At 33.7% G+C, this 19,742-nt stretch carries 16 protein-coding genes and 1 pseudogene; 7 read left to right on the top strand and 10 right to left on the bottom strand.

The annotated features are described in order from the left end of the window. Positions 1-13 precede the first annotated feature (13 nt). The 8 genes and pseudogenes from FCN74_RS11440 to FCN74_RS12105 all read right to left on the bottom strand — a co-directional run bounded on the left by FCN74_RS11440 (position 14) and on the right by FCN74_RS12105 (position 9,295). Entirely contained in the window at positions 14-1,390 is a 1,377-nt protein-coding gene (locus tag FCN74_RS11440) for a sensor histidine kinase (protein ID WP_138932742.1), read from the bottom strand. Then, positions 1,387-2,067 (bottom strand): response regulator transcription factor, encoded by a 681-nt coding sequence (locus FCN74_RS11435; RefSeq protein ID WP_138932741.1) that lies wholly within the window; start codon positions 2,065-2,067, stop codon positions 1,387-1,389. The genes FCN74_RS11440 and FCN74_RS11435 overlap by 4 nt, the downstream gene beginning before the upstream one ends. Before the next feature lie 102 nt (positions 2,068-2,169). Continuing rightward, a complete protein-coding gene (locus FCN74_RS11430) occupies positions 2,170-2,589 on the bottom strand; it encodes a virulence RhuM family protein (RefSeq protein WP_138932740.1) in 420 nt (139 codons plus the stop codon). Between the two features lie 144 nt (positions 2,590-2,733). After that, positions 2,734-3,861 (bottom strand): efflux RND transporter periplasmic adaptor subunit, encoded by a 1,128-nt coding sequence (locus FCN74_RS11425; protein ID WP_138932739.1) that lies wholly within the window; start codon positions 3,859-3,861, stop codon positions 2,734-2,736. Positions 3,862-3,865: 4 nt separating this feature from the next. After that, complete coding sequence (locus FCN74_RS11420; RefSeq protein WP_138932738.1) at positions 3,866-8,191, bottom strand: CusA/CzcA family heavy metal efflux RND transporter; 4,326 nt, start codon at positions 8,189-8,191, stop codon at positions 3,866-3,868. Positions 8,192-8,221: 30 nt separating this feature from the next. Further along, positions 8,222-8,614, bottom strand: coding sequence for a hypothetical protein (locus tag FCN74_RS11415; protein ID WP_138932737.1), 393 nt, complete (start codon positions 8,612-8,614; stop codon positions 8,222-8,224). A 138-nt stretch (positions 8,615-8,752) separates the two neighbouring features. Beyond that, positions 8,753-8,956: pseudogene (locus FCN74_RS11410) on the bottom strand (PIN domain-containing protein); the annotation flags it as partial. 192 nt (positions 8,957-9,148) lie between these two features. Continuing rightward, positions 9,149-9,295 carry a hypothetical protein gene (locus tag FCN74_RS12105; RefSeq protein ID WP_171047167.1) on the bottom strand — a complete coding sequence of 49 codons (147 nt, stop codon included), beginning with the start codon at positions 9,293-9,295 and terminating at the stop codon, positions 9,149-9,151. 188 nt (positions 9,296-9,483) lie between these two features. Here FCN74_RS12105 and FCN74_RS11405 point away from each other — a divergent pair, with 188 nt between their 5' ends. The 6 genes from FCN74_RS11405 (at position 9,484) to FCN74_RS11380 (ending at position 16,831) form a co-directional block, all read left to right on the top strand. Further along, positions 9,484-11,187: an OstA-like protein gene (locus tag FCN74_RS11405; protein WP_246062624.1), complete on the top strand. Its 1,704-nt coding sequence runs from the start codon at positions 9,484-9,486 to the stop codon at positions 11,185-11,187. Further along, positions 11,180-12,364, top strand: a complete 1,185-nt coding sequence (locus tag FCN74_RS11400; protein WP_138932735.1) for an aspartate aminotransferase family protein — start codon at positions 11,180-11,182, stop codon at positions 12,362-12,364. The genes FCN74_RS11405 and FCN74_RS11400 overlap by 8 nt, the downstream gene beginning before the upstream one ends. Before the next feature lie 144 nt (positions 12,365-12,508). Next, positions 12,509-13,891: a tetratricopeptide repeat protein gene (locus FCN74_RS11395; protein ID WP_138932734.1), complete on the top strand. Its 1,383-nt coding sequence runs from the start codon at positions 12,509-12,511 to the stop codon at positions 13,889-13,891. After that, entirely contained in the window at positions 13,888-14,721 is an 834-nt protein-coding gene (locus tag FCN74_RS11390; protein WP_138932733.1) for a 1,4-dihydroxy-2-naphthoyl-CoA synthase, read from the top strand. The genes FCN74_RS11395 and FCN74_RS11390 overlap by 4 nt, the downstream gene beginning before the upstream one ends. A 108-nt stretch (positions 14,722-14,829) precedes the next feature. Next, complete coding sequence (locus FCN74_RS11385; protein WP_138932732.1) at positions 14,830-15,348, top strand: PH domain-containing protein; 519 nt, start codon at positions 14,830-14,832, stop codon at positions 15,346-15,348. Continuing rightward, positions 15,338-16,831, top strand: coding sequence for a PH domain-containing protein (locus FCN74_RS11380; protein WP_138932731.1), 1,494 nt, complete (start codon positions 15,338-15,340; stop codon positions 16,829-16,831). The genes FCN74_RS11385 and FCN74_RS11380 overlap by 11 nt, the downstream gene beginning before the upstream one ends. A 2-nt stretch (positions 16,832-16,833) precedes the next feature. Here the strand turns inward: FCN74_RS11380 and argS are convergent, their stop codons facing one another. Further along, positions 16,834-18,603, bottom strand: coding sequence for an arginine--tRNA ligase (gene argS / locus FCN74_RS11375; RefSeq protein ID WP_138932730.1), 1,770 nt, complete (start codon positions 18,601-18,603; stop codon positions 16,834-16,836). A gap of 92 nt (positions 18,604-18,695) precedes the next feature. On the opposite strand from argS, the gene FCN74_RS11370 reads away from it, so the two are divergent. Then, positions 18,696-19,124 carry a hypothetical protein gene (locus FCN74_RS11370; RefSeq protein ID WP_138932729.1) on the top strand — a complete coding sequence of 143 codons (429 nt, stop codon included), beginning with the start codon at positions 18,696-18,698 and terminating at the stop codon, positions 19,122-19,124. A gap of 131 nt (positions 19,125-19,255) precedes the next feature. Here the strand turns inward: FCN74_RS11370 and FCN74_RS11365 are convergent, their stop codons facing one another. Further along, a complete protein-coding gene (locus FCN74_RS11365) occupies positions 19,256-19,630 on the bottom strand; it encodes a hypothetical protein (RefSeq protein WP_138932728.1) in 375 nt (124 codons plus the stop codon). Positions 19,631-19,742 lie beyond the last annotated feature (112 nt).

Below are 19,742 nucleotides of genomic sequence, written 5' to 3'. Positions count from 1 at the left end.
TCTTAAGCGAATCTTAAGTTTCAAAAAATAAGCTAAAACTCGTGATTCCTTTTTCAGAAGTTACCCTTATGGATATGTCGAGAGCCTCAGCTGCTTTTTTAACAATAGCCAGACCTAAGCCATAACCCTTTTCAGAAATTTCGTGATTTTTATTTCGGTAGAACGGTATAAATATTTCTTCTAAATCTTCTCGAGATATTTCTGGACCAGAGTTTTGAATAATAAGATAAAATCCATTTTCAGTATCTTTTGAAAACACACTAATTTTAGATTTGTTATCCGCATATTTTACGGCATTGGAAATTAAATTATCAAAAATCAAACTCAAGAAACTTTTTTTAAGATAAACCGTTTTATTCTTTAATTTTTTATCAATATTTATAACCAATTCTTTTGAAAGAATATGACGCTTATAATCTATAAATATCTGCTCTAAAAGCAAATACATATTTATATTTTCAAAGTTTAAATGTATGTTTGATTTATTGAGTCTTGCGAGAATGAGTAATTTTTCAACTGCATTGGTCATTTCGTCAATTTTACTTATCGCTTTTTTGGCTTCACGTTTGTATTCTTGTTCATTTCTAGGTTTTCGCAATAAAATTTCTAAATTACCTTTAATAACTGAAAGTGGTGTTCTTAATTGATGAGAAGCATCAGCTGTAAACTGTTTTTCGCGCTTTAAGCCTTCGTCAATACGGTCAAGAAAATCGTTTATGGCTACGGAAAGGGTTTGTAGCTCATCTCCGTTTTCTACCACCTTTATTCGTTTATCGAGGTTACCAGTATGGATTTCGCTGACACGATTAGCAATTTTTGAAATGGGTTTAATAGTAATATTTGAAATCAATTTAGATGTAAAAAAAGTGACAAACAATAAAATAGGATAAATGATTAAAAGCATATCCAGTAAAGCATCTAGAACCAACTCAGTGTCTCCAAAAGATGCTGCAATACCAATATAACCAGCAATTTGACCAGAATGTTGTAAAGGAATTTGAATTTGCCTAATCGAATTATTATTTAGTTTATCGTTTTGTATAAAAGTATCTTTTCGAGATAAGTCAAAATCTAAGTGACGATTGAGTAAATTTGGAGATTTATCTAAAGACTGGCCTTTTTTATCCACCAATTCTACAAATAAAGGATAAACTTCAATTTCGATGTGTTCACGTTCTAACCATTCATCTTTATAGACAAAATAAACTGTGTCTGGTTCGGTAATCACTTCGTGAATATGTTTTTCGGCTTCAAACTCTAATTTTTTATCAATCTGTGAATAACTGTGGTTTTTAACGCTAAAATAAATAGCAATAAAGACCCCAAGAGATAGAGTCGCAATGCCTAAAACAGAATATAAAGCTATACGGTTTTTAATAGATATTTTCATTGTTCGTCCGCTATAAACCCAACACCTCTTACGGTTTTAATTAGTTCGTCTTTTTGAAGATTTAATTTTTTTCTAATGGCATTCATAAACACGTCTAAAACACTGGAGTCGTAGTCAAAATTAATATCCCAAACATGCTCTAAAATGGCGTTACGCTCACAAACCTGACCTTTATTTTGCATTAAATATTTTAAAAAATTATACTCTTTTTCGGTTAAATTTATTTCAATTTTACTACTAAACACTTGATGTTTACTATCGTTTATTTTGATATGACCTAACTCCAAAACATCGTCTATATTATGGTAAATTCGAAGGTGCGTTTCAATGCGCGCTAAAAGCTCTTCAAAGTTAAATGGTTTTTTGACATAATCATTTGCCCCGCTTTTTAAGCCTTCTATGGTGTCTTCAACGGTGTCTTTGGCAGTTAAAAAAATGATGGGCGCTTTAAAATTTTTAGACCTAAGTGCTTTGCAAACTTCAATGCCTTTTAGTTTTGGCATCATCCAGTCGAGTAAAATCAAACTAATAGTCTCTTTGTTAACGATATCAATGGCTTCGATACCATTTTTGGCACAAACACAATTGTAGCCTTCTTCGGTCAAGCCTTGTTTTAAAAATTTTACAATTTCAGCTTGGTCTTCTGCAATGAGAATTTTAAAACTTGATTTTTGCATTTTTAAATATAATTCTTTTTAGCTTAAACTACTTATCCACCAAATCAAAAACACCTTGAGTTGAAATGATTTTTGGTGAAATATTTATTGTATTATGAAACTTTAACTAAAGACCTTTTGAAACTCTTTATTGACTGAATAACCCCTAAGAAGGTATTCTTTAAGTCTTCGAGTTGCCCATTTTCTGAACTCTATCCCTACTTTAGATTTAACACGATATCCGAGAGAAATAATTACATCTAAATTATATACAGAGATTTTTCTAGAAACTTCCCGTTTCCCTTCTTTTTGAACCTGGCGAAAATCTCGCCAAGTTGACGCTCTGTCTAGCTCGCCTTCATCGTATATATTTTTTATGTGATATTCGATTGTCATTCTGGCTTTACCAAATAACTCCATTATTTGCTTTTCGGTTGCCCACACTGTGTCATTTTCACCATCCAATATAACTTGAAATTCAGTATGATCATCTTTAGGTTTAAATACAACAAATTCGCTATTTTTTATCTTAGGTAGATTCATAAAGATGAGCTGTAATGGTTTTGCATATCAATTTACTGGTTTTAAATTAGTAATTATTTTTCAATTTTAGGTTTAACTTACTGAAATTCTTCTGAAGATTCATAATCCTATTATCTTATTCGGCATTTCAGACAACTCTCATAATTAAGACTTAACCAAATCAAACACACCTTGAGTTAAAAATTGGTCGGTGATTTTGATGGGTTTTTCACTTTTTAAAGCTCGTCTGTTTTCTTGTTCTGACGAGTTTTCTACATTGATAAACTCAAAAATATAAGCTTCTTGGGTTTCTTTTTTTAGTCGTAATACTTTTAAAGTGTTTTCTGTTTCAACAAAAGCTGATGCCGGTAAACTCAATTGTGTTTTAGGGTTGTTTTTAAAATAGGCTTCTACAAACATTCCAACAGAGAAATTATGAGACGCGTTAATAGGATGCGCGTGCACACGAACACTTCTATTCGTATTAATTTCTGCTCCAACTAGACGCACATAGGCTTTGAAGCTTTCTTTAGATATTTCAGGAATTTTAAATTCTAAAGTGTCGTCAACATTAACTTTCATAATATCTTTTTCAAACACATTTAGTTCTAAATGAATATGGTCAGTATCCAAAATTTCCATCATCATTGTTGAAGGTTGAATATACATGCCTTTAGAAATATTAACTTTAGAAATTTTGCCCGAAATGGGTGCATAAATATTAATATTTTCTGAAAAATTACCGTTTAAAACGCTGTTGATATTGACGTTCATCAATTCTAAAGTGCGGCGTTGCCCTTTGACTTTTGCCGATAAACTTAAATAGTCACTTTTAGCTTTTTGATACACTTTTTCAGACACCACTTTATCATTATACAGATTCTGTTTACGTTGATATTCGGACTCCAAAAAGTTGAGTTGATTGTAGTTTTCTACAAAATTTTGCTGCTGCTGAATAAAATCAGGATTAGTCAATTTTATGAGCAAATCGCCTTTTTGAACGACATCACCAACCAACAAATGGGTTTCGCTGACAAATCCACTAAAAAACGAACTCACCTCTGCCCTATTTTCCGGTGGCACATCGATCATTCCTGTGACTTTAAATTGTTCAGCAAACTCTGTTGAATCAGGGTTTTCTATTTTGAATTCCCCGGTATTAAATTGCGTTTTGGACAAAACAATTTCATTTTGATTGGCTAGCGTCTCTTCAGTATTGCCAGCCTCCGGTTTTGATTTGCTACAAGCTACACTTACTAGTGCTATGAGTAAAAGAATATTGAGAGTTTTCATGATTTTAATTTAAAAGTAAATAATTAAGTTGGATAACTGTAGTATTGTAATTGGACAGTAAGTTCATATAATCAAGCTTAATTTGCATGGCATTGTCTATACTTTGCACGTATTGAAAAAAATTGATTTCACCATTTTTAAAACTGCTTTCGGAGGCTTTTATAATTTCTTCAGCCACTTTAAGTTGAGTTTCTTCAAACCGATTTAAATTTTCTGATTGTGTGGCTAAGGTTTGTATGAGTTGGTTTTGCCGAGCTTTTATGTCCAACTTGGTCTGCTCAAAATCGTATTGAGCTGCTTGTCGTTGAATATTTTTGGATTTAATTTTAGACTTGTCGCCAAAAAATAGCAAGGGAATATTTACCCCAATTTGATAGCCATTGAAGTTTTTATCAATCGATGAATTACTTCTTATAAAATAACTCCCACTTATGCCTGGTAGTAATTCGTTTTTGGCTAATTTCCATTCGTTTTTAGCTAATTCTATTTGCGCCTCACTGAGGTTGAGATGCGGTTGGTTTTCAATTTCGCTTAACACAATATCTAAGCGTTGTGGGTTTTGATTAGCAATCACAATTTTATCGTCAGTTTGCACCAGGTTTTGCAGAGCAATATGGTTAGACTGAAGTTGATTTTGTAAAGCCAGCAATTGGTTTTGAATTTGACTTTGTTTAGATTGTGCTGTAATTTTTTCTAAATAGGTCGACTCTCCTTCTTCAAATCTGCGTTTAGCCATTCCGTAAAAATCACTATAAATACTATCTAAATACTGGTATATTCCAAGTTTTTCCAGTAAAACAAGATGGTTTTGATAAGTCAACTCCAAATTTTTGAATTGGGTTTGCGTATTTAAATCATAACGCAATTCGCTGATTTTGGTTTGGGTTTTATTACGTTTTAGACGTTTGGCATAAACCGTAGGAAACTCAAAATTCTGAATGGCACCCCATTGATAAAAAGGTCGGTTGGCAATAGGATCAAGTTCAGACTCATCGTAATTTTGATAAATCTGAGCTTTTTGAAAAGTAAACGCTTGACCTTCTGCCGCTTTTTGACTTTTTATGTTTAACTCTAAAGCTTTTAGTCCTTTGTTATTTTCTATCATCAAATTTTTTAAACTATCCAGACTTTGAGCTGGCGAAGAAAATACACAGCCTAAACCAAGGACAATTAACCATATATGGGATTTTATCTTGATAAATTTCATATTAAAAGTTTTGTTTTCTATACTGTAATACAGAACGGGTAAAATAATTAAGGTCAACAAGGTTGAGCTCAAAAGACCACCAATAACAACTGTAGCCAATGGTCTTTGCACCTCTGCGCCAGCACCTGTAGAAATCGCCATAGGCAGAAAGCCTAAAGCTGTGGAACTTGCAGTAAGCAAAACGGCACGAAGTCGCTCTTGAGTAGCGAGAATAATACTATCTTTAGTTAAAGATTTACCTTCATTTTGTAGACCTTTAAAATATTCTACCAAAATAATACCATTTAAAACCGCAATACCAAACAAGGCGATAAAACCAACTCCTGCTGAAATACTAAATGGCATATCTCGCAGCCACAATAGAAAGACACCACCAACTGCAGAAAAGGGAATCGCTGTAAAAATCAACAAAGTATCTTTTAAGGTTTTAAGGGCGAAATACAGCAAAATAAAAATCAAAACTAAAGCGATAGGCACCACAATTTTAAGGCGTTTTAAAGCACTCTGTAAATTTTCAAACTGACCGCCATAAGTCAAATTATATCCTGTGGGTAATTCTAAATTTTTATCGACAATGGCTTGGCAATCTTCTACGACAGACTGTAAATCTCTGTTTCTTACATTAATTCCAACCACTATGCGGCGTCGCGTCTGATCTCTGGAGATTTTAGCTGGTCCTTTATCATAAGTAATTTGAGCGACTTCGCTTAAAGGTATTTTTCCATTTTTAGGCGTGTCAATCATTAAATTTTGCAAATCTGATAAGTCTGACCGCTTTTGTTTTTGCAAACGCACGACCAAATCGTAGCGTCGTTCACCTTCAAAAACAACACCTGTTGTTTTTCCAGAAAATCCAGCAGAAATCACATCGTTTATATCTTGAATATTCAATCCATAACGCGCAATTTTTTGACGATCAAACTTGACAGCCATTTGTGGGAGTCCGACAATTTTTTCAACCGATATATCGCCAACGCCTTCGACGTTTTCAACCAAAGATTTAACCTCCTTGCCCTTTTGGGCTAGAATATCTAAATCTTCACCATATATTTTGATGGCAATATCAGAGCGCACGCCGGTGATGAGTTCATTAAAACGCATTTCGATAGGTTGGGTAAATTCCATCTCCATATTAGGAATAACGCTAAGTTTCTCTTTAATGAGCTCGGCGAGTTCTTCTTTAGTTTCAACTGAGGACCATTCACTTTTGGGTTTTAGCCGGACAATCACATCAGAATCTTGCATTGACATCGGGTCAGTAGGCACTTCTGCAGCACCAATACGAGAGACCACTTGTTTGACTTCAGGAATCTCATCAAGCAATATTTGTTCAATTTTTGTGGTGCGTTTGACTGTGCTTTCTAAAGATTTGCCCGTTTTTAAAATGGGTTGAATCACAAAATCGCCTTCATCTAAAGTTGGCACAAACTCACCACCCATATTGGCAAACGTAAAGACAGCCAATGCTAAGACTAAAATGGATGAAACCAAAACGGTTTTAGCATGTTTTAAAGCCCATCTGACACTTGGCAAATAAAGTCGTTTAATGGTGTTGATTAGACGTGTGGAAAAGTTTTTGTGTTGCAATTTTGAAGGTTTTAAAAACCAAGAACAGGCTACCGGAATCCAAGTGAAACACATGATAATAGCGCCGATAAGCGCAAAACAGAAGGTCAATGCCATAGGCCTAAACATTTTGCCTTCCACACCGGTGAGTGCCAAGATTGGGATAAATACAATCAATATGATTAACTGACCAAATATGGCTGAGTTCATCATTTTTGAAGCCCCATTAAATGTGATTTTATCCTTTAAGCTTTGAATTTTATCAGAGGATGAAAAGCTGAATTTACCTGATTTTTGTAACATTTTAAACGCCACAAACTCCACAATAATCACCGCACCGTCAATGATAATTCCAAAATCCAGCGCACCAAGACTCATCAAGTTGGCATCGATATCAAAAATATACATCAAGCTAATAGCCGTTAAAAAACTCAAAGGAATTACCGAAGCAATAACCAGACCCGAACGCCAATCGCCAATGAGTAAAATCACTATAAACACCACCACTAAAAACCCCAATGAGAGGTTTTCAAATATGGTTGAAGTGGTTCTTGCGATGAGTTCACTACGGTCTAGGAATCCGTTGATATAAACACCTTCAGGTAGTGAACTTTGAATTTCTTCTAAACGTTCTTTGACATTTTGAATGGTTTTGTTTGAATCTGCACCTTTAAGCATCATCACTTGACCTAAGACTTTCTCGCCTTCGCCGTTACCGGTAATGGCGCCAAATCGTGGAGCGTGGCCAAAGCTCACTTTAGCGATATCTTCAATATAAATAGGCTGGCCGTCTCGGTTTTCAACCACAATATTATTGATATTTTTAAGATTTTTCAGCAATCCTTCGCCTCTTATAAAATAAGCTTGGCCATTTTTTTCAATATAACTTCCACCAGCTACACTATTGTTTTGTTCTAAGGCTTTAAAAACTTTTGAAATACTAATGTTTTGGGCTTGCAATTTTTCAGTAGAAAATGCCACTTCATATTGTTTTAAAAAACCGCCCCAAGTATTGATTTCGACGACACCGGGAATTCCCGCCATTTGTCGCTTAACTATCCAATCTTGGATGCTACGAAGTTCCATTGCAGTGTATGTCCCTTTAAACTCATCTTCGACCTCGAGAGTATATTGATAAATCTCGCCAAGACCTGTAGAAATAGGTCCCATAAAGGGTTTGCCAAATTGCGTAGGAATCTTATCTTCTGCAGCTTTGATTTTTTCGGCAATCAGTTGGCGAGGTAAATAAGCTCCCATATCATCTTCAAAAACGATGGTAACAACAGATAGCCCAAATTTTGAAACCGAACGAATTTCTTTAACCCCAGGTAAATTAGACATTTGTACCTCAACAGGATAAGTAATAAATTGTTCAACATCTGCCGTAGAAAGATTACGTGATGTTGTTATGACTTGCACCTGATTATTGGTAATATCGGGCACAGCACCAATGCTGATATGGTTAAGGCTGTAAATGCCAAAACCACAGATAGAGATGACGAAAAGGATAATAAAGAATTTAGATTTTAAACTAAATTCAATGAGTTTTGATAACATGAATAATAATTTTGATTGAAGAAAAAGTGTTTAAGACCAATCAAAACTTTTAGGCGGTTGAAAGACTTCTATTATAACTGTAGAAAAATAATTATCACTGTAAAAGGAATTGAGGTTTTTATAAGTAGGGGTTTCAACCTCAATTAAATTAAAATCTAAAACTGTTAAGATTAGAATCTGATTTTGGAACAAATTACAGTTTAAGCAAGGCAATTGTTCATGTTCTTGATGTTCATCTTGGTGTTCAGCTTTTCCACTACCGTAATGCAAATCAATAAATGTCATAAAATCATCGCCATATTCTTCTTGATGCATTTGGTAATGCGACCATATATCATCTAGGTTTACAAAAGTCTTTGGACTAAGACCTAAAGCTTGTGTAAAAATAATTACTGATAATATATAAGAACCAATTTTGAGCATATAACAAATATACAACAGAATTTAATACATCAACTTAAGATTGGCTTAAGCTGATAAAATTTGGAATGGTTTTAGATAATTAATCTTTGATTTTATAAAATCTAATAGCTTTAAATCACCGCTTATGAAAAACAAAACCTAAGCCTTGTGCAGTGTATTCTTAAATTTTCGATCAGAAGACACCATATTTAATATTTCAGTTATGGCATGAGCAATAACGGCATGGTCAAATGGGTCGTTGTGATTTTGTGATACCTTAAGTTCTGAAACCGTTTCGATATGAAATTTGGTGATTGGGAGAATTTTGATGTATAATAAATTTTCAATAGCATCAATCAATTCTTGGGTTGTTTTAAAATTTTTATTTTTTCTTTTCTATACAACTGCAGTAATTCTAAAACAGAGACAGAACTGGTATGAAGATTATTGCTAAAGTCGTTTAAAATATTTCGTCTCGTTTGAAAGATTTTGGGTTTCGCCAGATATTGCAAAAACTAAAATATTAGTATCTAATAGGTAGCTTCGCATAGATCTTTATTTGAGTACCGCCTTCATGACTAGTATTTCGCCTGTTCCTTTTAATTTTTCTATCGCCAACCAAGTCTTAGATACTTTTTTAGAATTAGTATCCCTATTCCTTTTAGATTTCTTCTCTTTTGATTTCTCAGTTTCTGTAGACATTGCGTTTAATTTTACATATAAAAACACAAAAATTGTGTTCAGTTAGGCATAACTTTATCTTTCTTCAAGCTAATATTATGGCTACATGGCATCAAATAAACGTTAATTATCAGGCTTTTAACATTTTCTATTCATATATCAATCACTTTGAAATCGCTTTTGTGTAATTTTGCATAAACTATTTGAATTTGTATAAATTTTTCTTTTTAATCTTTTTACTGTCTTTTGGCTTTGCATATTCTCAAAATAGCCAAATTGAGTATGAAAGTGAACGTACTAACATTAATGAAAAACTCTACCCTGGGGCTTTTATCTTTAATAAAGTGAATAAGCAAGTCTTTTTTAAACACGAAGGCATTAAAGTTTGGTGTGATAAAGCTATATTTTACCAAAGCGAAAATTTTTTTAAAGCCTATGGTAACGTCAAAATGATACAGGACGATACCATTAACATGCGCAGTGCCTATGCGGAATACAACGGTAAAACTCAATTTGCATTTGCCAGTGAAAATGTGGTTTTAACAACGCCGAGCAATCGGTTGACTACTGATTCATTATTTTTTGATCGCGTGGTGCAAAAAGCCTTTTACCGAAGTGGTGGCACCGTTAAAGACACAGCAAGTACTATTACCAGTATTCGTGGGACTTACGAATTGAAAAATGATAAATACGCTTTTCGTCAAAATGTAAAAGTTACGAGTCCAGATTATATTATCAACACTAACATTTTAGATTTTTATACCAATAACGGTTATGCCTATCTTTATGGACCATCAGTCGCCACAACAGACAGTGGTAAAGTCTATTGTGAGCGGGGTTTTTTTAATACGAGAGAAGATTTTGGGTATTTTGTCAAAAACTCTAAAGTCGATTATGAACAACGGACCCTTTATGGCGACAGTATATTTTTTGATCAAAAACGCAATTTTGCCTCGGCAACTAATCATATTGAAATCATTGATACCATCAATCGAACCCGAGTCAAAGGTCATTATGCCGAAGTTTACAAAGACAAAGATTCAGTGATTATTACCAAAAACCCGATAGCCTCGACTTATCAAGAAAACGATTCTATCCATATTGCAAGTGATACAATGATGATAACAGGTGTGCCGGATAAACGTATTGTTAGAGCGTATCCTGATGCCAGATTGTTTAAATCGGATTTAAGTGGTAAAGCTGATTCTATACATTCATCTCAAGTAACGGGTTATACCAAGTTAATCACAAAACCCATTTTATGGTCGGCTAATAGCCAAGTAAATGGTGACACCATAATACTCATTTCAAATATGGAAACCGAAAAGTTATACTCCTTAAAAGTCTTCAACAACAGTTTTATGGTTCAAAAAGACAGTATTGAGGGTTTTAACCAAATTAAGGGTAAAAAACTTAATGGCTTATTTGAAAATAATGAATTAACCGAAGCCCATTTTATCAAGAATGCTGAAACCATCTATTATTCTAGAAATGAAGACAACGAGCTTATAGGTATTGATAAAACTGTAGCATCCAGCATAAAGATTGAATTTCAAAATAGAGAAGTTGCAGACATGTATTATTATGATAATGTCTCGGGCAACACTTATCCAGAAAAAGAATTACCACCTAACGCTCGAACTTTTAGAGGAATGGAATGGCGTGGTGAAGAAAAGATAAAATCTAAAGCAGATTTGCTCACTGATAGACCGCAATATGAGCTGCCTATAATTAAAGGTTTAAAAGATATAGATGAAAATGATTCAGTCGTTAAACCTTTTTATCTCCAGAAAGACCTCAACAAACAATCTAAGCTTAAGAATATAGATACCATAACAAAACCTAACCAACCCAAAAAGCCGAAAGCGTTAAAGCAAAAATTAAAGAAACTGCCAAACAAAATTGATGAATAAGGCTTTTCAAAAATATCAAGCACAAACTACGCCACATCCACTTGGACTTGAAGTAAAATCTGCTCAAGGGATTTACATTTACACAACCGATGGTAAAGCTCACCTTGATTTTGTAGCAGGCGTTTCGGCTTGCAATTTGGGGCATTGTCATCCTGAAATTGTCAAAGCGATTAAAACACAAGCTGAGCAATATCTTCACGTTATGGTTTATGGGGAATATGTATTAAAGCCCGCTTTGGAAGTCTCTAAGACTTTAGCTCGACTTTTACCTCAACCCTTACAGCAAACTTATTTAGTAAACAGTGGCACAGAAGCAATTGATGGTTCAATAAAATTAGCTCGTCGAGCAACCGGTCGCACCCAAATAATCGCTGCAAAACACTGTTATCACGGTAATTCGTATGGGGCATTAAGCCTGATGGACTATCAAGAACGCACCCAAGCTTTTGCTCCACTTTTACCTCATATCACCCATATAGAATTCAACAATGAGAATTGTTTAAACTTAATTACAGACAAAACTGCGGCCGTCGTTTTAGAGACCATTCAAGGTGGTGCAGGTTTTATTATGCCCGAAAATGACTATCTAAAGAAAGTTAAGCAACGCTGCGAAAAAGTTGGCGCGCTTTTGATTTTAGATGATATTCAACCAGGGTTTGGCCGAACGGGTAAACTTTTTGGGTTTGAACATTTTGGTATTGTTCCAGACATTTTAGTCATGGGCAAAGCCATGGCATCAGGATTGCCAATTGGTGCTTTTACAGCTTCTAAACAACTCATGACATTACTAAGTGATAAGCCTAAGTTGGGACACATCACCACATTTGGCGGTCATCCCCTAATTGCAGCAGCTGCTTTAAAAACGCTCGAGGTTTTAGAAAAAACAGATATCATCAATCAAATTAGTGCAAAAGAACAGCAAATTAGAACTCGATTAAAACATCCTTTAATACAAGAAATCAGAGGAAAAGGACTGATGCTCGCTTTAATAATGAAAACAGAAACTTTAGCTAATCAACTGGTCTTAAAAGCCAAGGATCATAACTTGATTTTGTTTTGGTTGCTTTATGAAAAAAAAGCGGTTCGTATTACGCCACCCTTAACAATATCTGAAACAGAAATAGACAAAGGCTGTCAAATCATACTTAATATCTTAAACAATTTTAATACCCAATAATGATAAAATCTTTGAAAATTAAAACCTTAGTCCTAAGTATAAAAGTATTGTTAATTAATTTGTTGACAATCTCTTTGAAAAAACAATAAAACCAATGAAAAGCCTGTTAAATTTAACCTATAAATTTTCTTAAAAGTCTATTCTATGAAATTTGAATCCAACGAAGACTTTGATTTCCCTATTGAAAAATTTGAACATATGCTTAAAACCAACAACGTCTTATTTTTTGACGCAGACGAATTTGTTGAAATTGTTGAGCATTATATCGATATGGGAAAATTGGCTTTAGCAAAGAAAGCCATGAGACTTGGCTTGCACCAGCATCCCAATTATACTGACCTTAAACTCCTAAAAGCTGAAATTTATATTTTTGAAGATAAACACGCTCAAGCAGAAAACTTGCTAAACTACCTTCAAAAAGTCGACCCTCAAAATGAAGAAATTTATGTGCTTCAAGCCAATATATACTCCAAACAAGACAGACATCTTGAAGCTATAGAGACTTTAGAATATACTTTGGACTTTGCAGTGCAACCATCAGAGATTTTTAATCTGATAGGCATTGAATACTTGTTTATGGAAAATTTTGAAAAGGCAAAGGCAACGTATATGAAGTGCTTAGACCAAGATCAAAAAGACTTTACAGCCTTGTACAATATCATTTATTGCTTTGACTTCTTAGACCAACAAGAAGAAGCTATTGTTTATCTCAATCAGTTTTTAAATAAAAACCCGTATTGCGAAATTGCTTGGCATCAACTGGGAAAACTTTATTACGATATAGGCGAAGACAAACGAGCTTTACAAGCCTTTGATTTTGCCATTTATTCCGACGATTATTTTGTCGGCGCTTATCTGGAGAAAGCAAAAGTGCTTGAGCGTCTAAAGCGGTATCATGAGGCCATAGAAAACTATAAAATCTCAAACCAGTTAGACGATCCAACAGCCTACGCTTATTTGAGAATCGGTAAATGCTATATCAAACTCAATCAATCTGTTGAAGCTGTAAAATATTTTAAAAAAGCTGTTCACGAAGACCCTATGATGGATAAAGCATGGTCTGCTTTAACCGAATTTTACATGAATAAAAAAGAGTATAAAACTGCCCTATCTTTTGTCAACAAAGCTTTAAATATTGACGGCGAAAACCCACACCACTGGAGAAACTTTAGTATTATAAATGCAGAGCTTGGTTATGAAGATGAAAGCAAAAAAGGACTACAGCATGCATTGGAATTTGGTAACTATGAGTTTGAAAATCTTGTCATGCAAATCGATATTTGTATTGAAGAAGAAAAATGGAAAGATGCGTTAGATACTTTAGACTACGCTCAAGAATTTTATGAAAATCATCCTGAATTCTTGTATCGCTTGTCAGGTGTATATTTCAAACTCAAGGAATATACTCGAGCTCAAGAAATTTTTCAAAAAGCCTTTGCAATACATCAAGGTTATGCTTTTGAAATGTTTGAACTTTTCCCAGAAATGTCAATGCATAGCGATTACAAATCTTATTTTAAATTATGAATTGGAAGACTGTTAAAACATATACCGACATTACTTACAAAAAGTCTAAAGGCGTAGCACGTATTGCCTTTAACAGACCCGAAATAAGAAACGCCTTTAGACCGAAAACTGTTGCTGAGCTTTACGAAGCTTTTCTCGATGCCCGTGAAGATACTTCTATTGGCGTAGTTTTATTTTCAGCAGAGGGTCCATCTCCAAAAGATGGTGTCTTTAGTTTTTGTAGTGGAGGAGATCAAAAGTCACGTGGACATCAAGGTTATGTAGATGACGACGGGATGCCAAGACTTAATATTTTGGAAGTACAACGCTTAATACGCTTTATGCCTAAAGTTGTAATTGCTGTTGTACCAGGTTGGGCTGTTGGTGGTGGACATTCACTACACGTAGTTTGCGATTTAACTTTAGCAAGTAAAGAACACGCCATTTTCAAACAAACCGACGCTGACGTGACCAGCTTTGATGGTGGTTATGGTTCTGCGTATTTAGCTAAAATGATTGGTCAAAAAAAGGCTAGAGAAATATTTTTTCTAGGCAGAAATTATTCTGCTCAAGAAGCAGTCGATATGGGTATGGTCAACGCTGCTATTGACCACGACAAATTGGAAGACGAAGCCTACCAATGGGCACAAGAAATCTTAGAAAAATCGCCCACTTCAATCAAAATGCTCAAATTTGCTTTTAATTTGACAGACGACGGGATGGTCGGGCAACAAGTTTTTGCCGGTGAATCCACACGACTTGCTTATATGACAGATGAAGCCAAGGAAGGGCGCAACGCATTTTTAGAGAAACGTAAGCCTAACTTTAAGGATATTAAGTGGATTCCTTAATTTAGTTGATAGTTATTAGTTTTTTTGATAGTAATTTAAACTATGAACTTTGAACTTTAACCTTGAACACTTTAATATTGAGTATTAAGTAATTTAGAATTCAAATTTATGTTAGATTTTCAAAACCAAACTTTGAATATTTCTCATTTACCACGTTTTGAAAATGTAAAAGGTTATCCTGTCGATAAAGCTTATTTGAAAGTTTTAAGGATTTTATATGCCTTTTGGGCTTTGTTTATCTTTTCAGGTCTTTTTTTGCTAGACTTTTTTGTTGGGTTACCGGCATTAGCCTTTTATCCTATTTTGGGTTTTGTTGTAGTTTTATTTTCATTAATCATTTTAGATATTGAATTAGGGTTTCACCGGCGGCAATTTGGCATTAGAGACAAAGACTTGATTTTTCAAAAAGGTTTTTTTGTATTTAGGCAAACTATTGTGCCGTATAAACGTATCCAGCATGTAGAAGTCAAACAAGGCTTGGTATTTAAAGCATTTAAAATATATACCTTAAAGGTTTACACTGCTGGCTCCTCAACAGGTGATTTGAGCATTGCCGGACTTAATCACAATGATGCTGATAAATTAAAAGCTCAAATTCTAAAAGTAGCTGACCTCGATGACAACTGATTTTTCAACACCACAAAGGCAAAATTTCAGGGGAATCTTGGTCATTTTTTTAATGGATTTGGCCAAACGCATTAAACAAAACATTTATGCATTTCTACCGCTTCTGAGTAGTAATATTAGAGAAAATTATTGGCAATTTATTGTCATAGGTTTAGTCCTTTTGTTGATATTACAACTTCTCTACTCCTACAAAAGTTATCTCAACTTTAAATTTCATATTGAAAATGATCGATTTTTTTTAAGGCACGGCGTGTTTAAATTTACTGATGTCGACATCGCATTTGATAGAATACAAAATATCAATATCAATCAAAACCTCATTCAACAAATGCTCAATGTCGTTGGTTTTGAAATTGAGACCGCAGGACAGGGAAAGGCTGAAATTACCATCAAAGCTTTAAGTCGAGAAGATGCCGTTGAGTTAAAACGTATTTTACTCAAACATAAAGCAGACCAGGTTAAAGGAGACGAAAAAACAAAATCAGCTTCCAGTCAATCAGTAAAACCTGAAACTTTGTTTCATCTCAATTTAAAACGTTTATTAAAAGTAGGCATAAGCTCAAATTATCTAAAAGGCTTAGGTCTTGTGTTCGCGTTTTTTGCAACACTATATCAATACATTGAAGATATTCTTTCAAATTTTTATGACGTTGATGTCGACGAAACTTACCTCAACCAAATTCCAGAAACGGTAGGCTATGTTGCCGGTTTTATAATTTTTATAATCACCGCCGCTTTTTTAGTGACGATAGCAACATCTGTAATCAAATATTTTGAACTCAAAATCACCAAAAGCAATAATGAATTTGAAGTAGATTACGGTCTCTTTAAACGCGTAAATCAAGTCATCAAAAAAAATAAAACACAAGTCTTTGAAATTGAACAAAATCCTATAAAAGATTTTTTTGGTATTAAAAACATCTTTATCAGTCAAGCCTCATCTGAAGAACTTAACAAGAAAAAGAAAATAGGTATAGTAGGTGTGACCGATGATGAAATCAAGATCATGTTTCAGTCTTTGTTTAATTTACCATTTGATCAAAATTTTGTAGTAGTGAAGAGTAGCAAAAGGTTAATGATACGGTTGATGTTGCGTTATTCTATACTGAGTATCGGTATTGGCTTGGGGTTGTTTTTCTGGCAAAATCTTGTGGTAAGTATAATTGTATTCTCAATTTTGACAGCAATTTTTAGCTATGTCGCTTTCAAAACTGTCAAGAAGAGCCATGTTGGAGTAAATGAGAGTTTAATGAAAATTAATTCGGGTTCTATTCATACCAATATGAAGTATATTGGAACCCATAAAATTCAATCACTAGCTTTAAAGCGCAATTGGTTTCAACAACACAACCAACATGCAGATTTAATCATTTATACCGCCTCAGGTAGTGAACGGGTGAGTTACTTAAAATACAATGAAGCTTTAAAGATGATCAATTATCTTAACTACAAAGTAGAGTCAAGTCAATTAAGTTGGATTTAAAATCACATTTTATCCGGAACATCTATTCCCAGCAATTTAAAAGCAATTTTTATCACCTTGGCCGTAGAGGCCGATAGTTTTACCCTAAATAACTTTTGATTGTCGCTCTCTGCACCTAGAATACTTAAGTTTTGGTAAAAAGAGTTGAAAGATTTTACCAGTTCATAAGTATAGTTGGCTAATAATGCCGGACTATATTGCTCTGCAGATTGAAGAATAAGATTAGGAAATTGGTCAAGTATTTTAATCAACTCACTTTCTTTTTCGTCCAATCGATATGTCTCTAACTTTTGATTGGGATTGCTTTTATATTGTCTTAATATGGATTGAATTCTAGCATAAGTATATTGAATAAATGGTCCTGTATTACCTTGAAAATCGACCGATTTTTGGGGATCGAACACAATTCGCTTTTTAGGATCGACTTTGAGTATAAAATACTTGAGAGCTCCCAACCCGATGGTTTGGTATAGGTAGTCTTGTTGTTGAGCATCATACTCTTCGATTCGACCGTGTTCCTCCGAAATTTGCTTTGCAGTGAGCGCCATATCTTGAATCAGATCGTCAGCATCTACGACAGTACCTTCTCTACTTTTCATTTTTCCACTTGGTAGATCGACCATTCCATAACTTAGGTGATAGAGGTTATCTGCCCAGTCGTACCCCAAATTTTTGAGAATTAAGAATAAGACTTTAAAGTGATAATCCTGCTCATTTCCAACGGTGTAAACCATTTTGTCAATACCAAAATCTTCAATACGTTTGATCGCAGTACCGATATCTTGTGTCATATAAACTGAGGTTCCATCTGCTCTTAAAACAATTTTTTCATCTAAGCCTTCATCACTTAGGTCAATCCAAACACTACCATCTGGTTTTTTAAAGAAAATACCTTTATCTAAACCATTTTGAATAGTATCTTTTCCAAACAAATAAGTTTGGCTTTCGTAATAATTTTTATCAAAGTCGACACCTAAGCTTTTATAGGTTTTATCAAACCCTTTGTATACCCAACGGTTCATTTTTTCCCATAAAGCAACAACCTCCTCATCACCTTTCTCCCAACGTTTGAGCATGTCTTGAGCTTCCTTTAAAATTGGTGCTTTAGCCTTAGCCTCATCTTTTGTAATGCCTTTATCTACAAGCTCTTGAATTTGTTTTTTATAAGCCAAATCAAACCTAACGTAATATTTTCCAACGAGATGGTCACCCTTCATTCCTGTAGATTCCGGGGTTTCTCCATGACCAAATTTTTGCCATGCCAGCATTGATTTGCAGATATGAATACCGCGATCGTTAATGATTTGAGTTTTAAAAACTTCAAATCCTGCGTATTCCATGATTTGAGCAACAGCAAAACCGAGTGTTATGTTTCTTATATGGCCAAGATGTAAGGGTTTGTTAGTATTTGGTGAAGAAAATTCAACCATCAGTTTTTGACCATTTGGGGCTTTTTTTCCAAAATTGTCATCATTATAAATATCATCTAGCACTTGGATAAGATAATCATCTTGCAATTCAAGGTTTAAAAATCCTTTGATAACATTATAATCTTTAATTTCTGACAAATTTGACTTTAAATAATCACCTATGTTTTTTGCCAGTTGGGCAGGATTAGTTTTGATGTATTTTAATAAAGGAAAGACGACAAGTGTGATATCACCTTTAAATTCTTTTCTTGTTTGTTGAAATTCAAACTTTTTTATCTCTTTTTGATAATCTTTTTTAAAAAAACCTTTAAGATGTGGGGTTAATAATTGCTCTAAACGCATGGATTTTGATTTACAAAGACAAATATAATCTAAAATTTAGAGCCTAGTCTGAGGTCATAAACTCATTTTATATAACTTTAGAAAAAAAAATTATGCTACTCAATGTTTCATATAATAGACCAAAAATTAAAAATCAGATTGATGAAAATGTGGGTCGGGCTTTCTCCTTTGTAGATAGAGTAAAAATGGGAGGTATTGGTTCTGGTAAACTCATTATAAATTCTTCAAGCAAACAAATATATAACCTCTTAATTTTAGATAGTTACAGAAACGTCTGCAGTATTGAAATGAGACCTCAAGGGATTATTTTAAGCTTTAGATCATTACTTGAAACCTACGCCCTTGTTATTCCTTTTCATAAATTAAAAATATATAAAGGTAGATCGCAAGAATATTCAGTTTATATGGATGATTATTTTATCAAAATTAAAGCTGATAACAAACGAATCCACAAATACATGAGAAAAGTTTTAGATTATAAACTTTCTTCAAGTGAATTTAAAAATGAGTATTACGAATAAAGTTAGTCGCCATAACTATAACCGTATGCATTTCCAAATACTATAGTTTTGACTTTCTTAATATTAAATCGCTCAGAAGGATTTATTTCAAAAAAGATTTGATATTGATCATTGGCTTGACTAACATAAAGTTAGCCCTTTTTCAAAACTTCCAAATCTTTTATAGTGCAATTTTGACAAGATTTTTGAAAAAGCATTTTGTTATCTACCAATTCTTCGTCTAGCTGAATAATCTCTTTTTGATCGACTGGTATTTGAAAATACACATTTTCTTCAAAATCATCATCAATAGTATTTTTATCCCCAATATGTTTATATACATAATTGATGACATTTTGAGTTTCATCATCAACTAATTGCATGTTTTCATTGGATTGATCTATTTGTATTGACTTATCCTGAATTATTTTAGCATAGCATTCGTAACCTTCAGGACAACCCAAATTACCATCCCTAGTTTCTATATTATTACTATTATAAAAACTACCACATGATACTAACACCATTAACAATAAACAACCGAATAAACGTAAAAAATTTTTAATGTCACACACTTTTTTTATTTGTTCGAAAAAATTATGTTATGTTACAATGAATTTCAATTAAATTCAATTACTT

The organism is Mesohalobacter halotolerans (genome assembly GCF_006120725.1).
Taxonomy (GTDB): domain Bacteria; phylum Bacteroidota; class Bacteroidia; order Flavobacteriales; family Flavobacteriaceae; genus Psychroflexus; species Psychroflexus halotolerans.
The sequence above is the reverse complement of the archived record's forward strand: the minus strand, read 5'-3'. Positions and strand labels throughout refer to the sequence as shown.

Bases quoted from the DNA above. Each gene is read 5' to 3' on its own strand.
- FCN74_RS11365 (WP_138932728.1), bottom strand. From the start codon at position 19,630: ATGGTGTTAGTATCATGTGGTAGTTTTTATAATAGTAATAATATAGAA.
- FCN74_RS11400 (WP_138932735.1), top strand. From the start codon at position 11,180: ATGAATAAGGCTTTTCAAAAATATCAAGCACAAACTACGCCACATCCA.
- FCN74_RS11440 (WP_138932742.1), bottom strand. From the start codon at position 1,390: ATGAAAATATCTATTAAAAACCGTATAGCTTTATATTCTGTTTTAGGC.
- FCN74_RS11390 (WP_138932733.1), top strand. From the start codon at position 13,888: ATGAATTGGAAGACTGTTAAAACATATACCGACATTACTTACAAAAAG.
- FCN74_RS12105 (WP_171047167.1), bottom strand. From the start codon at position 9,295: ATGTCTACAGAAACTGAGAAATCAAAAGAGAAGAAATCTAAAAGGAAT.
- FCN74_RS11425 (WP_138932739.1), bottom strand. From the start codon at position 3,861: ATGAAAACTCTCAATATTCTTTTACTCATAGCACTAGTAAGTGTAGCT.
- FCN74_RS11370 (WP_138932729.1), top strand. From the start codon at position 18,696: ATGCTACTCAATGTTTCATATAATAGACCAAAAATTAAAAATCAGATT.
- FCN74_RS11415 (WP_138932737.1), bottom strand. From the start codon at position 8,614: ATGCTCAAAATTGGTTCTTATATATTATCAGTAATTATTTTTACACAA.
- FCN74_RS11435 (WP_138932741.1), bottom strand. From the start codon at position 2,067: ATGCAAAAATCAAGTTTTAAAATTCTCATTGCAGAAGACCAAGCTGAA.
- FCN74_RS11380 (WP_138932731.1), top strand. From the start codon at position 15,338: ATGACAACTGATTTTTCAACACCACAAAGGCAAAATTTCAGGGGAATC.
- FCN74_RS11420 (WP_138932738.1), bottom strand. From the start codon at position 8,191: ATGTTATCAAAACTCATTGAATTTAGTTTAAAATCTAAATTCTTTATT.
- FCN74_RS11395 (WP_138932734.1), top strand. From the start codon at position 12,509: ATGAAATTTGAATCCAACGAAGACTTTGATTTCCCTATTGAAAAATTT.
- FCN74_RS11430 (WP_138932740.1), bottom strand. From the start codon at position 2,589: ATGAATCTACCTAAGATAAAAAATAGCGAATTTGTTGTATTTAAACCT.
- FCN74_RS11385 (WP_138932732.1), top strand. From the start codon at position 14,830: ATGTTAGATTTTCAAAACCAAACTTTGAATATTTCTCATTTACCACGT.
- argS (WP_138932730.1), bottom strand. From the start codon at position 18,603: ATGCGTTTAGAGCAATTATTAACCCCACATCTTAAAGGTTTTTTTAAA.